Source organism: Bartonella sp. AP30XZML (assembly GCF_042195945.1).
Lineage (GTDB): Bacteria > Pseudomonadota > Alphaproteobacteria > Rhizobiales > Rhizobiaceae > Bartonella.
The window spans coordinates 1-16234 of the sequence record NZ_JBHIPJ010000120.1 but is presented as its reverse complement, the minus strand read 5'-3'; the positions used below and the strand labels follow the sequence as shown (position 1 = coordinate 16234).

Genomic DNA, 16234 nt, shown 5'->3' with positions numbered 1-16234 from the left:
ACCTCAAAAAATATCTGTTCTGGATATACGAACTCCAAAACCTTCCAAACCTACATAATGATGCTCTTTAGAAGCATAAACAATAACAGAGCCTATTCCTAAATATTTTAAAATTTGTGATCCTAAACCAATTTTGCGCCATTCTTCTTCGCGTTCAATCGCCTGCACATGGTTTTCTGAACTGTTTCTTGTCATGTTTTGAATACCAACAGTTGATTGTATAACAGATCCTTCACGCAAATAAATAAATACGCCACGTTTTTCTTTTTCCATCATACGCCGCATCATCACCATAATATCTGAAGTTTGACAAAAAACGTCACTTATAATGTTTTCATGATGTAAATGCACAGGAATATTCTCACCCTCACGGACATCACCAAAAACAATTGCAATATGCTGAACGACTTCCCAAGGGAGTTGATAACTTTGAACAATAGCGGGACCTACAGATGTTTCAATAAGCATTTCTCCAACATGCTTGATCAATATTTCCTTACGTTGGCGGTAAGAAATTAAATCTGCAACCGTTATAATATGCAACCGATGTTCTTGCGCAAATTTCATAATCTGATCGCCATGTTTAACGCTTCCATCATCATTGACTAATTCACCGATAACACCAACCGGCGGCAAATTAGATAATTTACATAAATCAACAGCGGCCTCCGTGTGACCTGAACGCATGAGCACCCCCCCTTCATGCGCAATTAAAGGAAAAACATGCCCTGGACGAACAAAATCATCCGCACTTGCATTTGAATTCGCAAGATTACGTACAGCTAATGTACGGTCATGCGCTGAAATTCCTGTTGTTATGCCGTGTTTAAAATCAACAGTAACCGTAAATTGCGTCCCATGTGCAGAGTTATTATCTGGTACCATAGGAGAAAGATTAAACCGTTTTGCTTCTTTTTTTGGCATAGGTGTGCACACAATACCTGTTGTGTGACGAAGAATAAACGCCATCTTTTCTTCTGTACAATGCGCTGCAGCAACAGTTAAATCACCCTCATTTTCACGGTCATCATCATCTGTCACCACAACAATTTCACCGCGTTCAAAAGCTTTAAGTGCAGAAACAATTTTTTTTTCATCATACGCCATTGTTCACCTTTTCAATCACCCAACTTGACCGCGATGTCTTAGATAATGGTCAGCAATAGCACAAGCAACCATCGCCTCACCAACAGGAACGGCACGAATCCCAACACATGGATCATGACGTCCCTTTGTTATAACGTCTATATCATGACCATCAACATCAATGGAACGACGAGGTGTTAAAATTGATGAAGTAGGCTTTACAGCAAAACGTGCAACAATTGGCTGTCCACTCGATATTCCCCCTAAAATACCACCAGCATGATTGGATAAAAAAAGCGGTTTTCCATCATTTCCCATTCGCATTTCATCGGCATTTTCTTCTCCCCTCAAGCGGGCTGCCGCAAAACCATCACCAATTTCCACACCTTTTACCGCATTAATCGACATAAGTAACGAGGCAATATCTTGATCAAGCTTTGCGTAAATAGGGGCTCCTAAACCTGCCGGAACATTTTCTGCAACGATCTCAACAACCGCACCAACAGATGTCCCCTCTTTACGGAGTTTACTGATATAGTCACTAAAAATGTGAACCATCTCTGCATCAGCTGTAAAAAAAGGATTATTATCAACCTCTGACCAATCCCAACGATCACGATTAATATTATGAGGACCAATTGCTATCACTGCTCCTCGTACAATCAAACCAGGAACGATTTTACGAGCAAATGCACCTGCTGCAACACGTGCTGCCGTCTCCCGTGCCGAAGCACGTCCCCCGCCTCGAAAATCACGAATGCCATATTTAATATCATAAGTATAATCCGCATGTCCTGGACGATACTGATGAGCAATTGCTCCATAATCTTGAGAGCGTTGATCTGTATTTCGAATCAACAGAGAAATTGGTGTACCTGTTGTCACCAATGTCGTTCCATCGTCTTGAACAACAACTCCTGAAAGGACCTCTACTTCATCTGGTTCTCGGCGCTGCGTTGTATATTTTGATTGTCCTGGCTTGCGTTTATCAAGATAAGCTTGAACTTCTGCAAGAGTAAAAATAATTCCAGGTGGACAACCATCAATGACACAACCAAGAGCAGCACCATGACTTTCACCCCATGTTGTTACACGAAACAAATGACCAAATGTATTATGCGACATGAAAAAAGATCCATTTCTCTGTCAAATATATACAACGATAACGTATGTTGTGTGCTATACACAAGACAACTCTTTTCTCCCAAATACTCTTGGACACCTTAAATTTGGTCAAATTACTGCTGTCTAATAAAATCTTATAAACCAAACTTTATTCTTTAACGACAGAAATGTCTGGTGCATCAACTGCCTTCATACCTATGATATTATAACCCGAATCGACATGATGGACTTCACCGGTAACAGAACGAGACAAATCTGAAAGAAAATAAAGCGCAGAATCACCAACCTCTTCAATTGTTACCGTACGACGTAATGGAGCATTATATTCATTCCATTTTAAAATATAACGAAAATCACCAATACCAGAAGCCGCTAACGTTTTAATTGGTCCAGCAGATATAGCATTAACACGAATATTTTGGGGACCTAAATCTACCGCTAAATATTTCACGCTCGCTTCAAGAGCGGCTTTGGCAACCCCCATTACATTATAATTGGGAACAACCTTTTCTGCACCATAATAGGTTAGTGTCAAGATTGAACCACCATCTGGCATCAATTTTTCTGCACGCTTCGTTAGAGCTGTTAGGGAATAAACGGAAATATTCATCGTCATCATAAAATTTGATTCGCTGATATCAATATAACGACCACTTAATTCATCTTTATCAGAAAAACCAATAGCATGAACTAAAAAATCAAGTTTTCCCCATTTCTTCTCTATTTCTCTAAAGACCGTATCAATAGAGACACTGTCAGAAACATCACAATGTCCACAAACAAATCCCTTTAATTCTTCAGCCAAAGGCTCGACACGCTTTTTCATTGCTTCACCCTGATAGGTAAAAGCAAGCTCTGCCCCTGCGCTACTTGCCGCTTTAGCGATTCCCCAAGCGATGGAGCGATTATTGGCCAACCCCAAAATTAAACCACGCTTACCGTACAATAAACCATTACCCTTAGCCATCAGCACTGCCCCATTGTTACTTAAAATTAGTATTATTCACCTGCCTATGACACAGGTCAACTTTTTCTTCAAGCAATTGGTTTAAAATCAAACAAAAACTACGCTTTTATATATAAAATTTTTAAAATTAATCTTGTTGCATTTGCAAAAACTGTTCTAGTGCGGCGGCATTTTCATCTCCCGGCAACATAATGCGAACATGCACATAAAGATCATCTCTTGTACCATTTTTTAAACGAAGCCCTTTCCCTTTCAACCGTAAAACGCGATCAGAACTTGACCACGCAGGAATCGTTAAAACCACACGCCCCTCCAACGTCTCAACTTCTTCTTTTGCTCCCAAAACAGCATGTTTAAGAGAAACTGGTAAATCAAGATGGAGTGCTTTTCCTTCAACCCGAAAACGAGGATGTTTTTGAATCTGAATGGTTATCAACGCATCTCCTGCTTGCCCGTGAGGTACCTCTTCTCCCTGACCTTTTAAACGAATAGTCTGTCCGTCTTCAATATAATCTGGAAGTTTAATTTTTAACTTTTTTCCATTTGGAAAAACAGCCTCCACCTTTTCTGCGCCAACCATCTGCTCTAATGTTATGGCAAGATTAGCACGAACATGTGCTCCTTGTTGGGGACGGTTATAGTGTGTGGAATTCGAAAAGCTACCTCCTCCTCCAAACAGATCCCGAAAAATATCACTCGCATCAAAACTTGCACCACCTGAAGAGGAAAAATCAAATCCCTTTGCTCTTCCTGAAAAGGGATTTTGTTTATTGCTAAAATTTTCACCAGCACCATAGGCTTGATAAAGCGGTTTTCCTTCCATATCAATTTCACCTCGGTCAAATTGTGCCTTTTTATCTTTATCACCTATAATTTCATAGGCTTGATTAATTTCAGCAAATTTCTCTTTAGCCTTTGTATCATCTTTATTATGGTCTGGATGATATTTCTTCGCTAATCTTCTAAATGCCGATTTAATCTCTTGCGATTTTGCGGTACGTGCCACACCCAGAATCGTGTAGGGATCACGCATATTGCCCTCTTTTCAATTTCTTCGTTTTCAAAATATCAACTGATACGTTGTTCAATATCCCTTATAGCTTCATTAGTCTATTCTAGAGAATAATTTCTTCTTTTCTCTTTATATGTCTATCAATAAACTAAAATACCAGATAAAATGAGACATTTATTTAATATAGCTCCTTGTAGTCTATGCTAAAGTAAAAAATAATTAAACTACCATAGAAATACACGATAGCATTGGCTTTTTGAAAATAAGAAAAAATAGTACTGTAACTTCTTGATGATAAAGTAAATGAGAAAATGCCTCACCCATGCTCACTGATATTTGGAGAAACTATGAGCACAAAAATAGCAACAGATGATCATTTTATGAAAATGCAAAAACCTTTTGAACTTTTCGCAAAGTGGCTTGAAGAGGCAACGATAAGTGAAATAAATGATCCGAATGCTATGGCATTAGCAACAGTTGACGAAACAGGACTCCCTAATATTCGTATGGTTCTCCTCAAAGACTACAGTCCCCAAGGATTCGTCTTCTATACCAATTATGAAAGCTGTAAAGGACAAGAAATTTTAAAATCAATGAAAGCATCCTTAGGTTTTCATTGGAAATCACTCCGTCGTCAAGTCAGAATTAGAGGAATCGTTGAAAAAGTAAGTCAACAGGAAGCCGATGCCTATTTCCAATCGCGACCACGTGGTAGTCGAATTGGTGCATGGGCCTCTAAACAATCTCAACCTTTAGACAATCGTTTTGTGCTCGAAAAAGCAATTGCTCAATATACTGCGCGTTATGCTCTAGGCAATATTCCACGACCACCTTATTGGTCTGGGTTTCGTGTTAAACCCCTTTCTATAGAGTTCTGGTGCGATCGCCCATTTCGTTTACATGATCGTTTGCTTTTTACACGGGATTGTGTTGAACACAGCGATTGGAAAAGACAAAAACTTTATCCCTAATCCTTCAAACTTCATCGTTATGAAGATTTTTTCTTCGCAACAATTAAACAAATATTTTTTATTCGAAAAATTCTAAAAGAAGATGATTTATTTTATTTAAATAGAAGAATTTTATTTTCACTGTAAAGGTTAATTGGTGATATTTTCTACTGTATTGCTTAAAAATAGATTAGCAACAAGCTTATTAAAAAAACATACTGTATTCAGTAGAAACTATGATTTTAGCTAACTTATTTTTAGACCGCAGGATAAAATATCATCCATATACCCCCACATACTAAACCAGCAAAAATCACAAAACCAATAAGCGAATTAGATTTGAAAAGCCTGAGGCATTGTGAACTATCATCTATATCAATGACTTTAATTTGAATAAACATATGGATGCTTGCCACAAAAATCCCCAAAAAACTAAGAACAGGAACTCCAGCTAAATAAAATGCTAGACTAACGAACATCACAAAACCACCATACAAAAATACTAAAGCACGCTTGGTTGCTTTACCAAAAAGAAGAGCCGTAGAACGGACACCAACAGTAACGTCATCTTCTTTATCTTGATGTGCGTAGATTGTGTCGTATCCTATGGTCCACAAAATTGATCCCACATAAAGCAAGATTGGTGCCCAGCTTAAACTTCCAAAGACAACAGCCCACCCCATTAATGCCCCCCAATTAAATGCAACGCCTAAAAAAAACTGCGGCCAATATGTTACGCGTTTCATAAAAGGATAAAATGCAACAGCTATCAATGACGAAATACCTAGAAAAAAACTAAACCTATTAAATTGTGATAAAACGACTAAACCAACAAAACATTGCACAAGGATAAAAACTCTCGCTTGAAACCGACTCACATGACCTGTTGGCAATGGGCGAGAACGTGTCCTTTCTACCTGAGCATCAATTTTATGGTCAATAAGATCATTCCAAGTACATCCTGCCCCTCGCATAGCAATAGATCCCAGAAAAAAAAGAAAAAGATACCAAACCCAATGAAGAAACATTGATAAAAGAATATCGTAATGCATGTTATAAGAGAAAAAAGCCATTGTTGTTGACCAAAAACAAGGCCACATCAACAATTGCCAACCGATAGGCCGATCCCAACGCGCCAATTGCGCATAAAACCATAAAGAACGGGGAAGGAAGCTGTAGACCCATTGTTTGGAAGATGCATCCATAACCCGTCCTTGGCTATCATAGGACTGAACATGCGCGATATTTTTATTTTTTTTCATCAAATGATTTACCTTTGGTCTTGCGATAGAGACATTTCATTCTTATGAGAAGGGGATGAGATTAATTATCTTTTATGAGAGGAGCAAGCAATGAATATTCTTCTTATTGGCTCAGGTGGACGAGAACATGCTTTAGCATGGAAAATAGCAGCATCACCACTGCTAACAAAGTTATATTGTGCTCCTGGAAATCCTGCAACAACAGAATTTGGTGAAAATATTAATTTGAACATTGATGACCATCCCCTTGTTATTGATTTTTGTAAGGCACATTCTATTGATCTTGTAATTGTAGGACCAGAAGCACCCTTGGTGGCGGGTATAACAGACTCTCTTAATAGCGCTAACATCTGTGTATTTGGTCCTACTCAAAAAGCTGCTCAACTAGAAGGTTCAAAAGCCTTTACAAAAGATTTATGTCGGAAGAATAACATTCCTACAGGAAGTTACCAATGCTTTAATGATGCCTCTAAAGCTAAAGCTTACATTCAGCAACAAGGTGTTCCCATTGTTATTAAAGCTGATGGCTTAGCAGCTGGCAAAGGTGTCGTGGTTGCAACAACTATGGAAGAAGCGTTTAACGCAGTTGATGCCTGCTTCAAAAGTACATTTGGAGATGCAGGAAACAAAATTGTTGTAGAATCTTTTCTTGAAGGTGAAGAAGCAAGCTTCTTCTGCCTTTGTGATGGTAAAGTTGTTCTTCCTTTTGGATCTGCTCAAGATCATAAACGTGTAGGTGATGGGGATACTGGAGCAAACACCGGTGGTATGGGTGCTTATTCACCAGCGCCCATCATGACCCAAGAAATAGTGAATCGTACTCTCAAAGAAATTGTTGAACCAGCTTTAAAAAGCATGAAAGAAATGGGTTCCCCCTTTAAAGGTATTCTCTTCGTCGGATTAATGATAACGCAAAAAGGACCCGAATTAATTGAATTTAACATACGATTCGGTGATCCTGAATGTCAAGTTTTAATGATGCGCCTCAAAGATGATATTTTGCCAATTTTTCTTGCTGCAGCTCAAGGAAAACTTGAAAATAAGCCTCTTCGGTGGTCTGAAAAAACAGCTCTCACCGTTGTTATGGCTGCTAATGGTTATCCAGACTCTCCCCAAAAAGGTACTGTTATCCGTAACGTTGATCAAGTAAACACTCTTCCCGATGTGAAAGTTTTTCAAGCTGGTACAGTGTTGCGTGATGGAGAACTCATTGCAAATGGTGGACGTGTACTCAATATAACAGCAACAGGAAAAACGATTACCCATGCACAAAAACGTGCTTATGAAGCTGTTGATTGTATTGATTGGCCAGAAGGTTTTGTTCGTCGAGATATCGGATGGAGAGCCGTTGCGCGAGAAAATTAAATCCTTTGAATATTCTTTTTTTACGATTTTCTTATTTTATATAAGAGCATGATACAAAAATTTTCTCACTGTTTTACGTTGACCATAATTTTGAAAAAATGAGTGTGCTTTCCTTTGAACAATCAAATATTGTAAATAGGATATCTACTCATGATAAAATAGGAAAATTTTCTGAATCTGAAGATGTAATATAAAATAATCATTTTACTGTTGTCTTTACTTTAAACGCATTTTCTCATCATTTTTATAAACACTTTCTTTCTTATAAAATCCTGAGGAAAAACGTATATACTATCATTTCTTTTATTTATCGCGTTTTTAGTGAAATTCCGCTTTTACGAAAAATGAAATGCCCAAAAAAGATAGTTATGTTATTCACATACAAATTCTTAAACAATATCTCTCATGCTTATCATTCCCATTTTACGACACTACCTGCAAATAGTATAAATCCATTCCGCCAGCTTTCTGGAATAAAAATAAAAACCTATACCATCATTGTATTTTCCAATTCTCAATATTACGATAACCCTTTCTATCTAAATGATTTTGATTATAAAAGAGAGATGAAATAAGAATATTCTGCAATATTCAAAGCTTTCATTCAACATGGAGAAATGATTTATAAAAAAATTCAAAAACACTTCCAGTAATCTTCTGGTGTTTTTAATAATGTGGCAAAAACCCAAAATTATACCGCAAAAAAACAGTTTCTATTGTTATGAAAACCGTTTTTACCTCTCTGAAAAAAGCGTTTTACATCATCGATTCCTGCTGCCAATGTATGTGTCAAAAAACTCTCATTTACAATCATTGACTTTCTCTTTGTTTTCAAGAACCAAAAGTCGCACCAAATCCCGTCTGTAAAGGTCTGAATTCTCATTAAGCGGGTTTCTCTTGCTTCCCACTCATATGCTGCACTTACACAAAGACCTACAAGCAAACTTAAGAATATTCGCCATATCTTCTAAAAACACTTCATGTGTGAAGTTTACATGCCTTATGTTACCTCCCCAAACAACAATGTTTTACAGCACAACAAGATAAATGCTGACGGTCGTACAAAAATAAATGCATATTAATTTACTGGAGTGCAATTCGATTCGCAATCACCAAACGCAAGCCTAACGGATTGCTATAACGAAGTAAAAAATGCTTTTGTTTAGAATGTGCTGTTGTACCAAAAAATCGATGTAAATCAGAACGATCTTTTACAACCAGAATGCGATTATCTTCATTGATCATAAGCATGGGAAGGTCATAAGTATCCGCCCATAACCGCCAATCCAGAAGAACATTATTCAAATCTCTGGAAACCAAAAGCGGTATACAAGCTTCCTCATCAGCATGAAGTAATTCTAATGCAACAGCTCTTTCTCCTGAACGCGTTTTTACAGTACGTGCTGCAATTCCTCGAAAATGATAAGGGGGTATTAAATGCGATAAGCTTGAAGGCATATCTGTTTTAAAAGAAACACCACGCTCATTTAACGAACAAATAACCTGATTACCCGTTTTGGATGAAAAATATGTCGTCGTTTGTGGCAAATGGCACGGATCTAACCGAAATTCAAGCACCGCTTTTGCCTGATTAAAGCATTGATTAGCCATATACATTATCCCAATTTATCTTAAATAACATACACCCTTTAGCAGCTTTTTCTCATTGGATTATTAAAAGTTTGAATAAAAAACAACTGGTTTCTTTTTTGGTTATTAAAATCTAAACAAAAATGCATGATCACCATTCTTGAATTATAATACTTTTCCAGGATTCATTATCCCTAAAGGATCGAACGTTTTTTTAATCCCTTGCATAATATCCAATGCGACAGGCGATTTAAAAGAACGAAGTTCTTCGCGCTTAAGCTGACCAATTCCATGCTCAGCAGAAAATGCACCTCTATAGTCCACCACTAAACTATGAATGCGATGATTCATTGTTGACCATAACTGCAAGAACACTGTCGTATCAGCTCCTACAGGTTGTGTAATATTATAATGTAAATTTCCATCGCCCATGTGTCCAAAACAAATCACCCGTGCTCCTGGAGCAATATCCTCAACAATAAGCGCTGCCTCAGCAATAAAATCAGGAATAGAAGCAAGTGGGATTGCAATATCATGCTTAATGGACCCTCCTGCTAACTTTTGTGCTAATGATATACTTTCTCGTAATTGCCAAAAAAAATCTTGCTGTTTTAAAGATTGCGCAACAACTGCATCTTCTATCACCGCATTCTTTAAAGCTTCTTCTAAAATAGTACTCAATACCGATAACGCCTCATCATTGCCTTGCAACGATGAAATGTTCATTAATACATACCATTCATGTTTCCGCTGAAGAGGAGGCTTCTCACACATCTTATAATCTAAAGCCATTTGCAAACTGAGATTTCCCATGAGCTCAAAACCTGTCAACATCCCTCCTCCATACTCTTGAGCCAGAGATAAAAACTCTAAAGCCTTCGCCGGACTATATAATCCCACCAAAGCAACAGCTTTTCCTTTTATTTTTGGAAACATCTTCAAAACGGCTGCGGTTATAACACCCAATGTACCTTCTGCACCAATAAAAAGATCTTTTAAATCGTAACCGCTATTGTCTTTTTTAACAAAACGCAAATCATCTAAAATACGCCCATCCGGTAAAACAACTTCTAAACCAAGACAAAGATCACGCATATTGCCATAGGCTAAAACAGCTGTCCCTCCAGCATTCGACGAAAGATTTCCTCCTACTTGGCAAGAACCTTCAGATGCCAAAGAAAGAGGGAAAAAACGACCTGATTCATCCACTTTTTTCTGTAAATCCTGTAAAATAACACCAGCCTCTACAACAACAAAATTTCCTTCAATATTTATAGCTCTAATCTTATTTAATCGCTCCATGGATAAAAGAACGCCCTCTCCTCTTTCATCTGGTTGTTGTCCCCCCACAAGCCCTGTATTTCCACCCTGTGGCACAATCGGTGTGCGCGTTTTGCTCGCTAACTGCATAATCGATGAGACCTCTGCGCAAGAAGATGGACGTAAAAGTAAAGGTGTTTTTCCATGAAAAAGCCCACGCTCTTCAAGCAAATACGGTGCAATCAACGCTTGATCTGTTATAGCATGCTTAGCACCAACAATTTCCCTAAACCCTTCAATTAATTCCTGCTCCATGTTCATTTCTCCTTTGGAGCCGCAGCCCGTATAAGACGATCATTGATAGCCTCCCCTAATCCGTATAATGGAATAGGTTCTACTGCGATACATCTCACTTTAAATGAATCTAATTCCTTCATATATTGAAATAAATGAGAGGCTGCCTCTTCTAACTTTCCATCTTCGCTAAGGTTTAAAATAGAAACGGCATTTTCAGCCCCCATAACACGCTTTGAACCAAATGCTAAAAGCGCTTCACCATTTTCCACCTTTTCTACATTCAAACGAACCGTGGCATTGGGAGCATAATGCGACTTTAACATCCCAGGAGCTTCAATCGCCGCCCTTTGATCTATCCGTTTTAAAGGCTTCCCCACAACTTCTTCAATTTCATCAGCCGCAAGCCCCCCTGGACGCAAAAGATAAATATTTTCACCACAAATTTTAATAATCGTTGATTCCAGCCCTATTTTAGCAGGTCCTCCGTCCAATATCAAAGGAACAGATTCCCCCAAAGATGCAAAAACAGCCTCAGCTGAAGTAGGGCTAAGACGCCCCGATTGATTCGCACTAGGAGCAGCAAGTGGGCGGCCAAAATGTTGTACCACTTCCGCAAAACGACTGTCTGGAAAACGAACAGCCAAGGTATTCAAACCAGAGGTTGTTAAAGGATGGATATTATGCTGTTCCTTTAAAGGCAAAACCAATGTCAAAGGACCTGGCCAAAATTCCTCCATTAATTGGCGTGAAAGAAAGTCAATTTTAACATAACGTTCCGCCATTTCGATGCCGCTGACATGCGCAATAAGAGGATTAATTTGCGGACGACCCTTTGTAGAATAAATAGAAGAAATTGCTCTCCCATTGGTTGCATCGCCCGCTAATCCATAAACAGTTTCCGTTGGTAATGCTACTAACTTCCCTTGTTCAAGAAGCGCTATTGCCTCTCTTATCGAAGCACTATCGAGTGGTAGAATCGTCATGACACATCATTTCTATAACACTCTTTTAGTGATATTATGCTCTTTTTTATTCATATATCACATTGATTTATATGTTTTTTTAAGTATGGGGTTCATAAATAAAGGTTAGGGAATAGGATTTTCCAATATTCTTCTACAAAACATATCTTATTCTGCTAACTTTCTCTAATAATTTTTTGAATTTTGCTAAGTTCTCTTGTGAAAAGCTATTGTTGAAACTCTTGACATAGACTTAACGTACAGTACATTGTGCTACAATTGAATAGGGGATTTAGCAATGGGAAAAATTCAAGCCCGCATACCTGATCAAGTTCAAGAAATTGCAAGTGCAGTTATTAAGTCTACGGGTTTAACTGTATCGGATGTAGTACGCATGTTTATGACCCGCATTGCTAGAGATCGTACATTACCGCTTGGATCTTTCAACCAAATCCGGAAACATTACGAGCTATCGAGGATGTCGAAATGGGATGCGTCGAACGTACATTATTAGACAGCTTAAGGACCATGATACGCGAAGATAGAACCGAAATGCGTAAATCTGAAAAGAAAACCTAAGCTTGCTATATTGTCTATACGCGTTCATTCCGGTCTGACCTTAAACGTGAAAGCAAAGGTAGGTATGCTAATACACTAGAGAAGGATTTGCTGCTTGTGGTCAAAGCGTTAGCGGAGAATGAACCGCTAAAAGCGCATTGGAGAGATCATGCGCTAACAGGTCAATGGCGCAATTGTCGTGATTGTCATATCAAGCCAGATTTAGTTTTGATCTATCGAAAGCCGAATACCAAAACACTCGAGCTCTTACGACTTGGTTTGCATTCTGAACTACGCTTATGATTGGATCTCCAATTCATAGTAAAAAGAATTTTTCGAAGTTTTTGCTTGTATGACAGTTTTTCTAATTCTTTGAGAACCACTGCTTCAAATGAGCGAAGATGTTGTCTATCGCATCCATGAGGCATGCAAAATCAAGGATAAGCAAAAAAAGAAAAAATGCTATCCACTTCATCAAGCGAGACATCATTTTCACGCTTTGATAGGTGATGATCATTTCTTGAAGCATTTCTTTTTCTGCTTCTGTAAGCTCTGTGTATTTTTTGGATTTTTTTCTAACCATGTTTCCACCCACACAAGCGTTGACCCTGCTTGTTATGCTTTAAGATCTCTCTTGCTAAGTTTGAGCTAATGGTGTTCAGATCTTGCCGGCTTAAATAAATAGGTAACCAACCAACACAAGAAGAAACATATTTATTTGTCGCGCAACCAGTGTGTAATGCATTGATTTATAATCATAATCTAGCGTTATTCATATTGAATGAGAATCCTGAATAACGTAAGATTCTCTCATCTTAAATCTGTGTATCTTGAATCAATTCATATCACTTGCTTGCACACCACAAGCGGGGCTGACGTGTGGGTAAAAACTATAGCAGAAAGGAGTAAAAATGGTTCTTATGAATCGTCTTAATGCAAGGGCTGTCGCAACATTGGGAGCTGGCAAATATAATGATGGTGCCGGCTTGCTTCTCCATAAGCGTAAAGATGGAGGTGCTCAATGGATTTACCGTTTTACCATTCATGGGCGGCGCCGTGAAATGGGCTTGGGTGCCTTGAGAGATGTCTCTTTAAAACAAGCCCGTGAATTGGCAACTGGGTGGTGCTCTGTTCTTCGTGAAGGTCGTGACCCCATTAAAGAACGCAATAAACAAAAGCGTGAGGCAATAAGTAATCTCCATTATTTAAAAGATATCGCGTTGGATGCTTTTGAAAGCCGTAAAGCTGAACTAAAAGGAGATGGTAAAGATGGGCGTTGGTTTTTACCCTTAAAACTCCATATTCTCCCCAAATTAGGTTGCCTCCCCGTTTCAGAGATTACACAAACAGAGATACGCAATACACTTGCTCCCATTTGGCATACAAAAGCAGCAACAGCTGATAAAGCTCTTACCCGCCTTAATATTTGTCTCAAACATGCGGCTGCTTTGGGTTTGGATGTTGATTTACAAGCAACAGAAAAAGCACGCGCTCTCTTAGGTAAACAACGCCATAAAACGCAAAATTTTCCAGCTATGGATTGGAGAGATGTCCCTGCCTTTTATAAAACACTTTGCGAAGCATCAACCTTAACACAACTGGCTTTGCGTTTGCTTATTTTGACAGGCGTTCGTACCAACCCTTTGTGTCATATTCATAAAGACCAAGTTGATGGCGATATCTGGACAATCCCTGCTGAAAATATGAAAGGTCGACGTGATACTACAGAAGAGTTTCGCGTGCCTCTATCATCAGAAGCATTAGAAATCTTAAAACAAGCGCGCTTGCTTTCTCGCAATGATTTCTTCTTTTCTGCTAAAGGTCGCGGTCCCCTCGCTGCAAATTGTATGGCTCAATATATGAGAGACAATAAAATTGAGGCATGCCCCCATGGATTTCGTTCTAGTTTACGTGATTGGCTCGCTGAAACAACCGATGCCCCCTATGAGGTCGCTGAAACTATTCTAAGTCATACAGTTGGCGGCAAAGTAGAGCGTGCCTATCGTCGTACTGATTATCTAGAACAGCGCCGTGTTTATATGGATAAATGGGCGGCTTATGTCACGGGTCAATCTTAAGATATGGGGTGAATAACCCCATTATCTGTGGATAACTTTCTCTCTCTTCTCTCTCATTCTTTCTCAATAGGAGTCATAATTTATCACATTAGAAATTGTATAATAAAATATTGTTTTCTATAAATAAAACATCTTTCTAAATGAACCAAAATGTGGTTAATAAATGATTATGATTTGTTTTTATAGTGAAAGGATTTTAGAATGACAGAAAATGATATTCTTTTAACAGACCGTGAAAGTGCAAAATTGCTTCATATGAGTGTCTCAACTTTCCGCCGTCATGTAACCAATGGCTCTTTGCCAAAACCTTTAAAATTTGGTTTTTTATCGCGTTGGTTACAATCAGATCTTATCAATGTCATTGAGCAAGCAAAACAGCAACGTTATAATGACGCGGCATAAAAAGAAAGCCTTGTCACGTAAGAACGGACAAGGCTTTCTCAAACTCATCAACCTGGAGCTTTATTTGGTGTAAATTCAAGGCTTTCTCTGCTGAAGCAAGACTTAAGGCTGGCATTCAAGTTGTTCTGAATGCTTTTTACAATAAGGGCTATTTAAGCGTCTCTCAACACTTCGCTGAGGCATGACAGCACCANGCATTCAAGTTGTTCTGAATGCTTTTTACAATAAGGGCTATTTAAGCGTCTCTCAACACTTCGCTGAGGCATGACAGCACCAGGACGACATATGGGAAGATTGTCCGATTTATGGTTTTCACACCATTCTTGTATTGTAAAGCTAGGACGAAAACCTGATTGCGCCATACACATTTCAATACTGGCAAATTGATTCAAATCTAGCGCCACAACCTTATTAAGGTCCGGTACTCCACATTCTAAAAGTATTTTATTTCTCCATAATGCTGGAGAAAGTGAGGGAATTGAGTTAACACATCCAGTGATACTTAACAGAGCTATACAACTCAACAGTTTTAAGATTTTCTTCATTTTTCCCCTCTTTCAATGGATTTATTTACGATAAAACAGAGCTCATAAACCTATTGATATTTCCTGTCACCGCTGCTGAAAACAACAGTGAACAATATTGAAATGGTTAATTGAGGAAACAATCCCGCCATTCCAAGCGAAGGCAAGGAGGGGGATTGTTGATCATCACTTAAGGCTTGCATTCATCCGCATTTTTATACCTTTTACAAAAAGGGCTATTTAAGCGCTTCTTGACACTGCGCTGTGGTATGACAGCACCTGGACGACAAATCGGCAAGTTTTTCTCTTTAAAAGTATAACACCAATATGGTCCTCCCCATTTGTAGTGGAATCCTGCTTGAATCATGCAAGCATCGATGGAAGCCTCTGCATTGATGCTTAGCTTTCTATTTTCTGGAAAAACATCATAAGGGGTTGGCATACCACATTCTAACAAGGCTTTTCCTATCTCCGTAAAATCTGCACCAGGTTTCTCCCATGCACTCAAAACTCCTGGTGGAGGCTTGTCGATGTTACATCCAACAATATTTAACAGAATGAGACCACTTAATAATTTCAAGATTTGTTTCATTTTTTTCTTCCTGAATATTTTGAATAAATTGGCGTACGATTAGGTAATCCATAAGCCTGTCGACATATTGAACCTGCATTACCATAACAAGCATGGACACTTGGGTAGCCCTTAAATATTTGCCCTGCTTCTTTCCAAGGACCACTTCCAGGAGGTATTTGCTCAAAAGTGTAAGGATTTTTGCCAATCTTTGTACCCACAAAG

Annotated in this window: 16 protein-coding genes and 2 pseudogenes; 6 read left to right on the top strand and 12 right to left on the bottom strand. The window is 38.5% G+C overall.

Annotated elements, in window-relative coordinates; genetic code table 11:
- Positions 1-3: 3 nt before the first annotated feature.
- The 4 genes from ribB to ACFIL2_RS10315 all read right to left on the bottom strand — a co-directional run bounded on the left by ribB (position 4) and on the right by ACFIL2_RS10315 (position 4211).
- Complete coding sequence (ribB, locus tag ACFIL2_RS10330) at positions 4-1107, bottom strand: 3,4-dihydroxy-2-butanone-4-phosphate synthase (RefSeq protein ID WP_375634292.1); 1104 nt, start codon at positions 1105-1107, stop codon at positions 4-6.
- Positions 1108-1122: 15 nt separating this feature from the next.
- Positions 1123-2211, bottom strand: a complete 1089-nt coding sequence (gene aroC, locus ACFIL2_RS10325; protein WP_375634294.1) for a chorismate synthase — start codon at positions 2209-2211, stop codon at positions 1123-1125.
- A 148-nt stretch (positions 2212-2359) separates the two neighbouring features.
- Positions 2360-3178 carry an enoyl-ACP reductase FabI gene (gene fabI / locus ACFIL2_RS10320; protein WP_273787904.1) on the bottom strand — a complete coding sequence of 273 codons (819 nt, stop codon included), beginning with the start codon at positions 3176-3178 and terminating at the stop codon, positions 2360-2362.
- A 127-nt stretch (positions 3179-3305) separates the two neighbouring features.
- Positions 3306-4211, bottom strand: coding sequence for a DnaJ C-terminal domain-containing protein (locus ACFIL2_RS10315; RefSeq protein WP_375634213.1), 906 nt, complete (start codon positions 4209-4211; stop codon positions 3306-3308).
- Between the two features lie 326 nt (positions 4212-4537).
- Between ACFIL2_RS10315 and pdxH the strand changes: the two genes are divergently transcribed.
- Positions 4538-5161: a pyridoxamine 5'-phosphate oxidase gene (gene pdxH / locus ACFIL2_RS10310; protein ID WP_375680219.1), complete on the top strand. Its 624-nt coding sequence runs from the start codon at positions 4538-4540 to the stop codon at positions 5159-5161.
- 236 nt (positions 5162-5397) lie between these two features.
- On the opposite strand, the gene ubiA is transcribed toward pdxH, so the two are convergent.
- Positions 5398-6402, bottom strand: a complete 1005-nt coding sequence (gene ubiA / locus ACFIL2_RS10305; RefSeq protein WP_375680218.1) for a 4-hydroxybenzoate octaprenyltransferase — start codon at positions 6400-6402, stop codon at positions 5398-5400.
- Positions 6403-6492: 90 nt separating this feature from the next.
- Between ubiA and purD the strand changes: the two genes are divergently transcribed.
- Positions 6493-7767 carry a phosphoribosylamine--glycine ligase gene (gene purD / locus ACFIL2_RS10300; protein ID WP_375680217.1) on the top strand — a complete coding sequence of 425 codons (1275 nt, stop codon included), beginning with the start codon at positions 6493-6495 and terminating at the stop codon, positions 7765-7767.
- Positions 7768-8850: 1083 nt separating this feature from the next.
- Here purD and ACFIL2_RS10295 read toward each other — a convergent pair.
- The 3 genes from ACFIL2_RS10295 to ACFIL2_RS10285 form a co-directional block, all read right to left on the bottom strand.
- A complete protein-coding gene (locus tag ACFIL2_RS10295; protein WP_375680216.1) occupies positions 8851-9378 on the bottom strand; it encodes a DUF6101 family protein in 528 nt (175 codons plus the stop codon).
- A gap of 144 nt (positions 9379-9522) precedes the next feature.
- Entirely contained in the window at positions 9523-10932 is a 1410-nt protein-coding gene (locus ACFIL2_RS10290) for an FAD-binding oxidoreductase (protein ID WP_375640655.1), read from the bottom strand.
- 2 nt (positions 10933-10934) lie between these two features.
- Positions 10935-11897 carry an L-threonylcarbamoyladenylate synthase gene (locus ACFIL2_RS10285; RefSeq protein ID WP_375620641.1) on the bottom strand — a complete coding sequence of 321 codons (963 nt, stop codon included), beginning with the start codon at positions 11895-11897 and terminating at the stop codon, positions 10935-10937.
- Positions 11898-12174: 277 nt separating this feature from the next.
- Between ACFIL2_RS10285 and ACFIL2_RS10280 the strand changes: the two are divergent.
- Together ACFIL2_RS10280 and ACFIL2_RS10275 are read left to right on the top strand one after the other, a co-directional pair.
- Positions 12175-12455, top strand: a pseudogene (locus ACFIL2_RS10280) (type II toxin-antitoxin system RelB/DinJ family antitoxin).
- 9 nt (positions 12456-12464) lie between these two features.
- The gene (locus tag ACFIL2_RS10275; protein ID WP_375640660.1) at positions 12465-12737 is read left to right on the top strand and encodes a type II toxin-antitoxin system YafQ family toxin; all 273 of its coding nucleotides are present in this window, start codon (positions 12465-12467) and stop codon (positions 12735-12737) included.
- Between the two features lie 61 nt (positions 12738-12798).
- Here ACFIL2_RS10275 and ACFIL2_RS10270 read toward each other — a convergent pair whose 3' ends face one another.
- The gene (locus ACFIL2_RS10270) at positions 12799-13017 is read right to left on the bottom strand and encodes a hypothetical protein (RefSeq protein ID WP_375634205.1); all 219 of its coding nucleotides are present in this window, start codon (positions 13015-13017) and stop codon (positions 12799-12801) included.
- Positions 13018-13345: 328 nt separating this feature from the next.
- On the opposite strand from ACFIL2_RS10270, the gene ACFIL2_RS10265 reads away from it, so the two are divergent.
- The gene (locus ACFIL2_RS10265; RefSeq protein ID WP_375680215.1) at positions 13346-14512 is read left to right on the top strand and encodes a tyrosine-type recombinase/integrase; all 1167 of its coding nucleotides are present in this window, start codon (positions 13346-13348) and stop codon (positions 14510-14512) included.
- A 201-nt stretch (positions 14513-14713) separates the two neighbouring features.
- The gene (locus ACFIL2_RS10260) at positions 14714-14914 is read left to right on the top strand and encodes an AlpA family transcriptional regulator (protein ID WP_004860538.1); all 201 of its coding nucleotides are present in this window, start codon (positions 14714-14716) and stop codon (positions 14912-14914) included.
- 152 nt (positions 14915-15066) lie between these two features.
- On the opposite strand, the gene ACFIL2_RS10255 is transcribed toward ACFIL2_RS10260, so the two are convergent.
- The 3 genes and pseudogenes from ACFIL2_RS10255 to ACFIL2_RS10245 form a co-directional block, all read right to left on the bottom strand.
- Positions 15067-15459, bottom strand: a complete 393-nt coding sequence (locus tag ACFIL2_RS10255) for a hypothetical protein (RefSeq protein WP_375681734.1) — start codon at positions 15457-15459, stop codon at positions 15067-15069.
- Positions 15460-15628: 169 nt separating this feature from the next.
- Positions 15629-16030: a hypothetical protein gene (locus ACFIL2_RS10250; protein WP_375639609.1), complete on the bottom strand. Its 402-nt coding sequence runs from the start codon at positions 16028-16030 to the stop codon at positions 15629-15631.
- Positions 16027-16234: pseudogene (locus tag ACFIL2_RS10245) on the bottom strand (hypothetical protein); the annotation flags it as partial. The gene ACFIL2_RS10250 and the pseudogene ACFIL2_RS10245, both read right to left, overlap by 4 nt.

Excerpts from the sequence above, each read along its gene's own strand:
- ribB (WP_375634292.1), bottom strand. The coding sequence starts at position 1,107 with ATGGCGTATGATGAAAAAAAAATTGTTTCTGCACTTAAAGCTTTTGAA.
- aroC (WP_375634294.1), bottom strand. The coding sequence starts at position 2,211 with ATGTCGCATAATACATTTGGTCATTTGTTTCGTGTAACAACATGGGGT.
- fabI (WP_273787904.1), bottom strand. The coding sequence starts at position 3,178 with ATGGCTAAGGGTAATGGTTTATTGTACGGTAAGCGTGGTTTAATTTTG.
- ACFIL2_RS10315 (WP_375634213.1), bottom strand. The coding sequence starts at position 4,211 with ATGCGTGATCCCTACACGATTCTGGGTGTGGCACGTACCGCAAAATCG.
- pdxH (WP_375680219.1), top strand. The coding sequence starts at position 4,538 with ATGAGCACAAAAATAGCAACAGATGATCATTTTATGAAAATGCAAAAA.
- ubiA (WP_375680218.1), bottom strand. The coding sequence starts at position 6,402 with ATGAAAAAAAATAAAAATATCGCGCATGTTCAGTCCTATGATAGCCAA.
- purD (WP_375680217.1), top strand. The coding sequence starts at position 6,493 with ATGAATATTCTTCTTATTGGCTCAGGTGGACGAGAACATGCTTTAGCA.
- ACFIL2_RS10295 (WP_375680216.1), bottom strand. The coding sequence starts at position 9,378 with ATGGCTAATCAATGCTTTAATCAGGCAAAAGCGGTGCTTGAATTTCGG.
- ACFIL2_RS10290 (WP_375640655.1), bottom strand. The coding sequence starts at position 10,932 with ATGGAGCAGGAATTAATTGAAGGGTTTAGGGAAATTGTTGGTGCTAAG.
- ACFIL2_RS10285 (WP_375620641.1), bottom strand. The coding sequence starts at position 11,897 with ATGACGATTCTACCACTCGATAGTGCTTCGATAAGAGAGGCAATAGCG.
- ACFIL2_RS10270 (WP_375634205.1), bottom strand. The coding sequence starts at position 13,017 with ATGGTTAGAAAAAAATCCAAAAAATACACAGAGCTTACAGAAGCAGAA.
- ACFIL2_RS10265 (WP_375680215.1), top strand. The coding sequence starts at position 13,346 with ATGGTTCTTATGAATCGTCTTAATGCAAGGGCTGTCGCAACATTGGGA.
- ACFIL2_RS10260 (WP_004860538.1), top strand. The coding sequence starts at position 14,714 with ATGACAGAAAATGATATTCTTTTAACAGACCGTGAAAGTGCAAAATTG.
- ACFIL2_RS10250 (WP_375639609.1), bottom strand. The coding sequence starts at position 16,030 with ATGAAACAAATCTTGAAATTATTAAGTGGTCTCATTCTGTTAAATATT.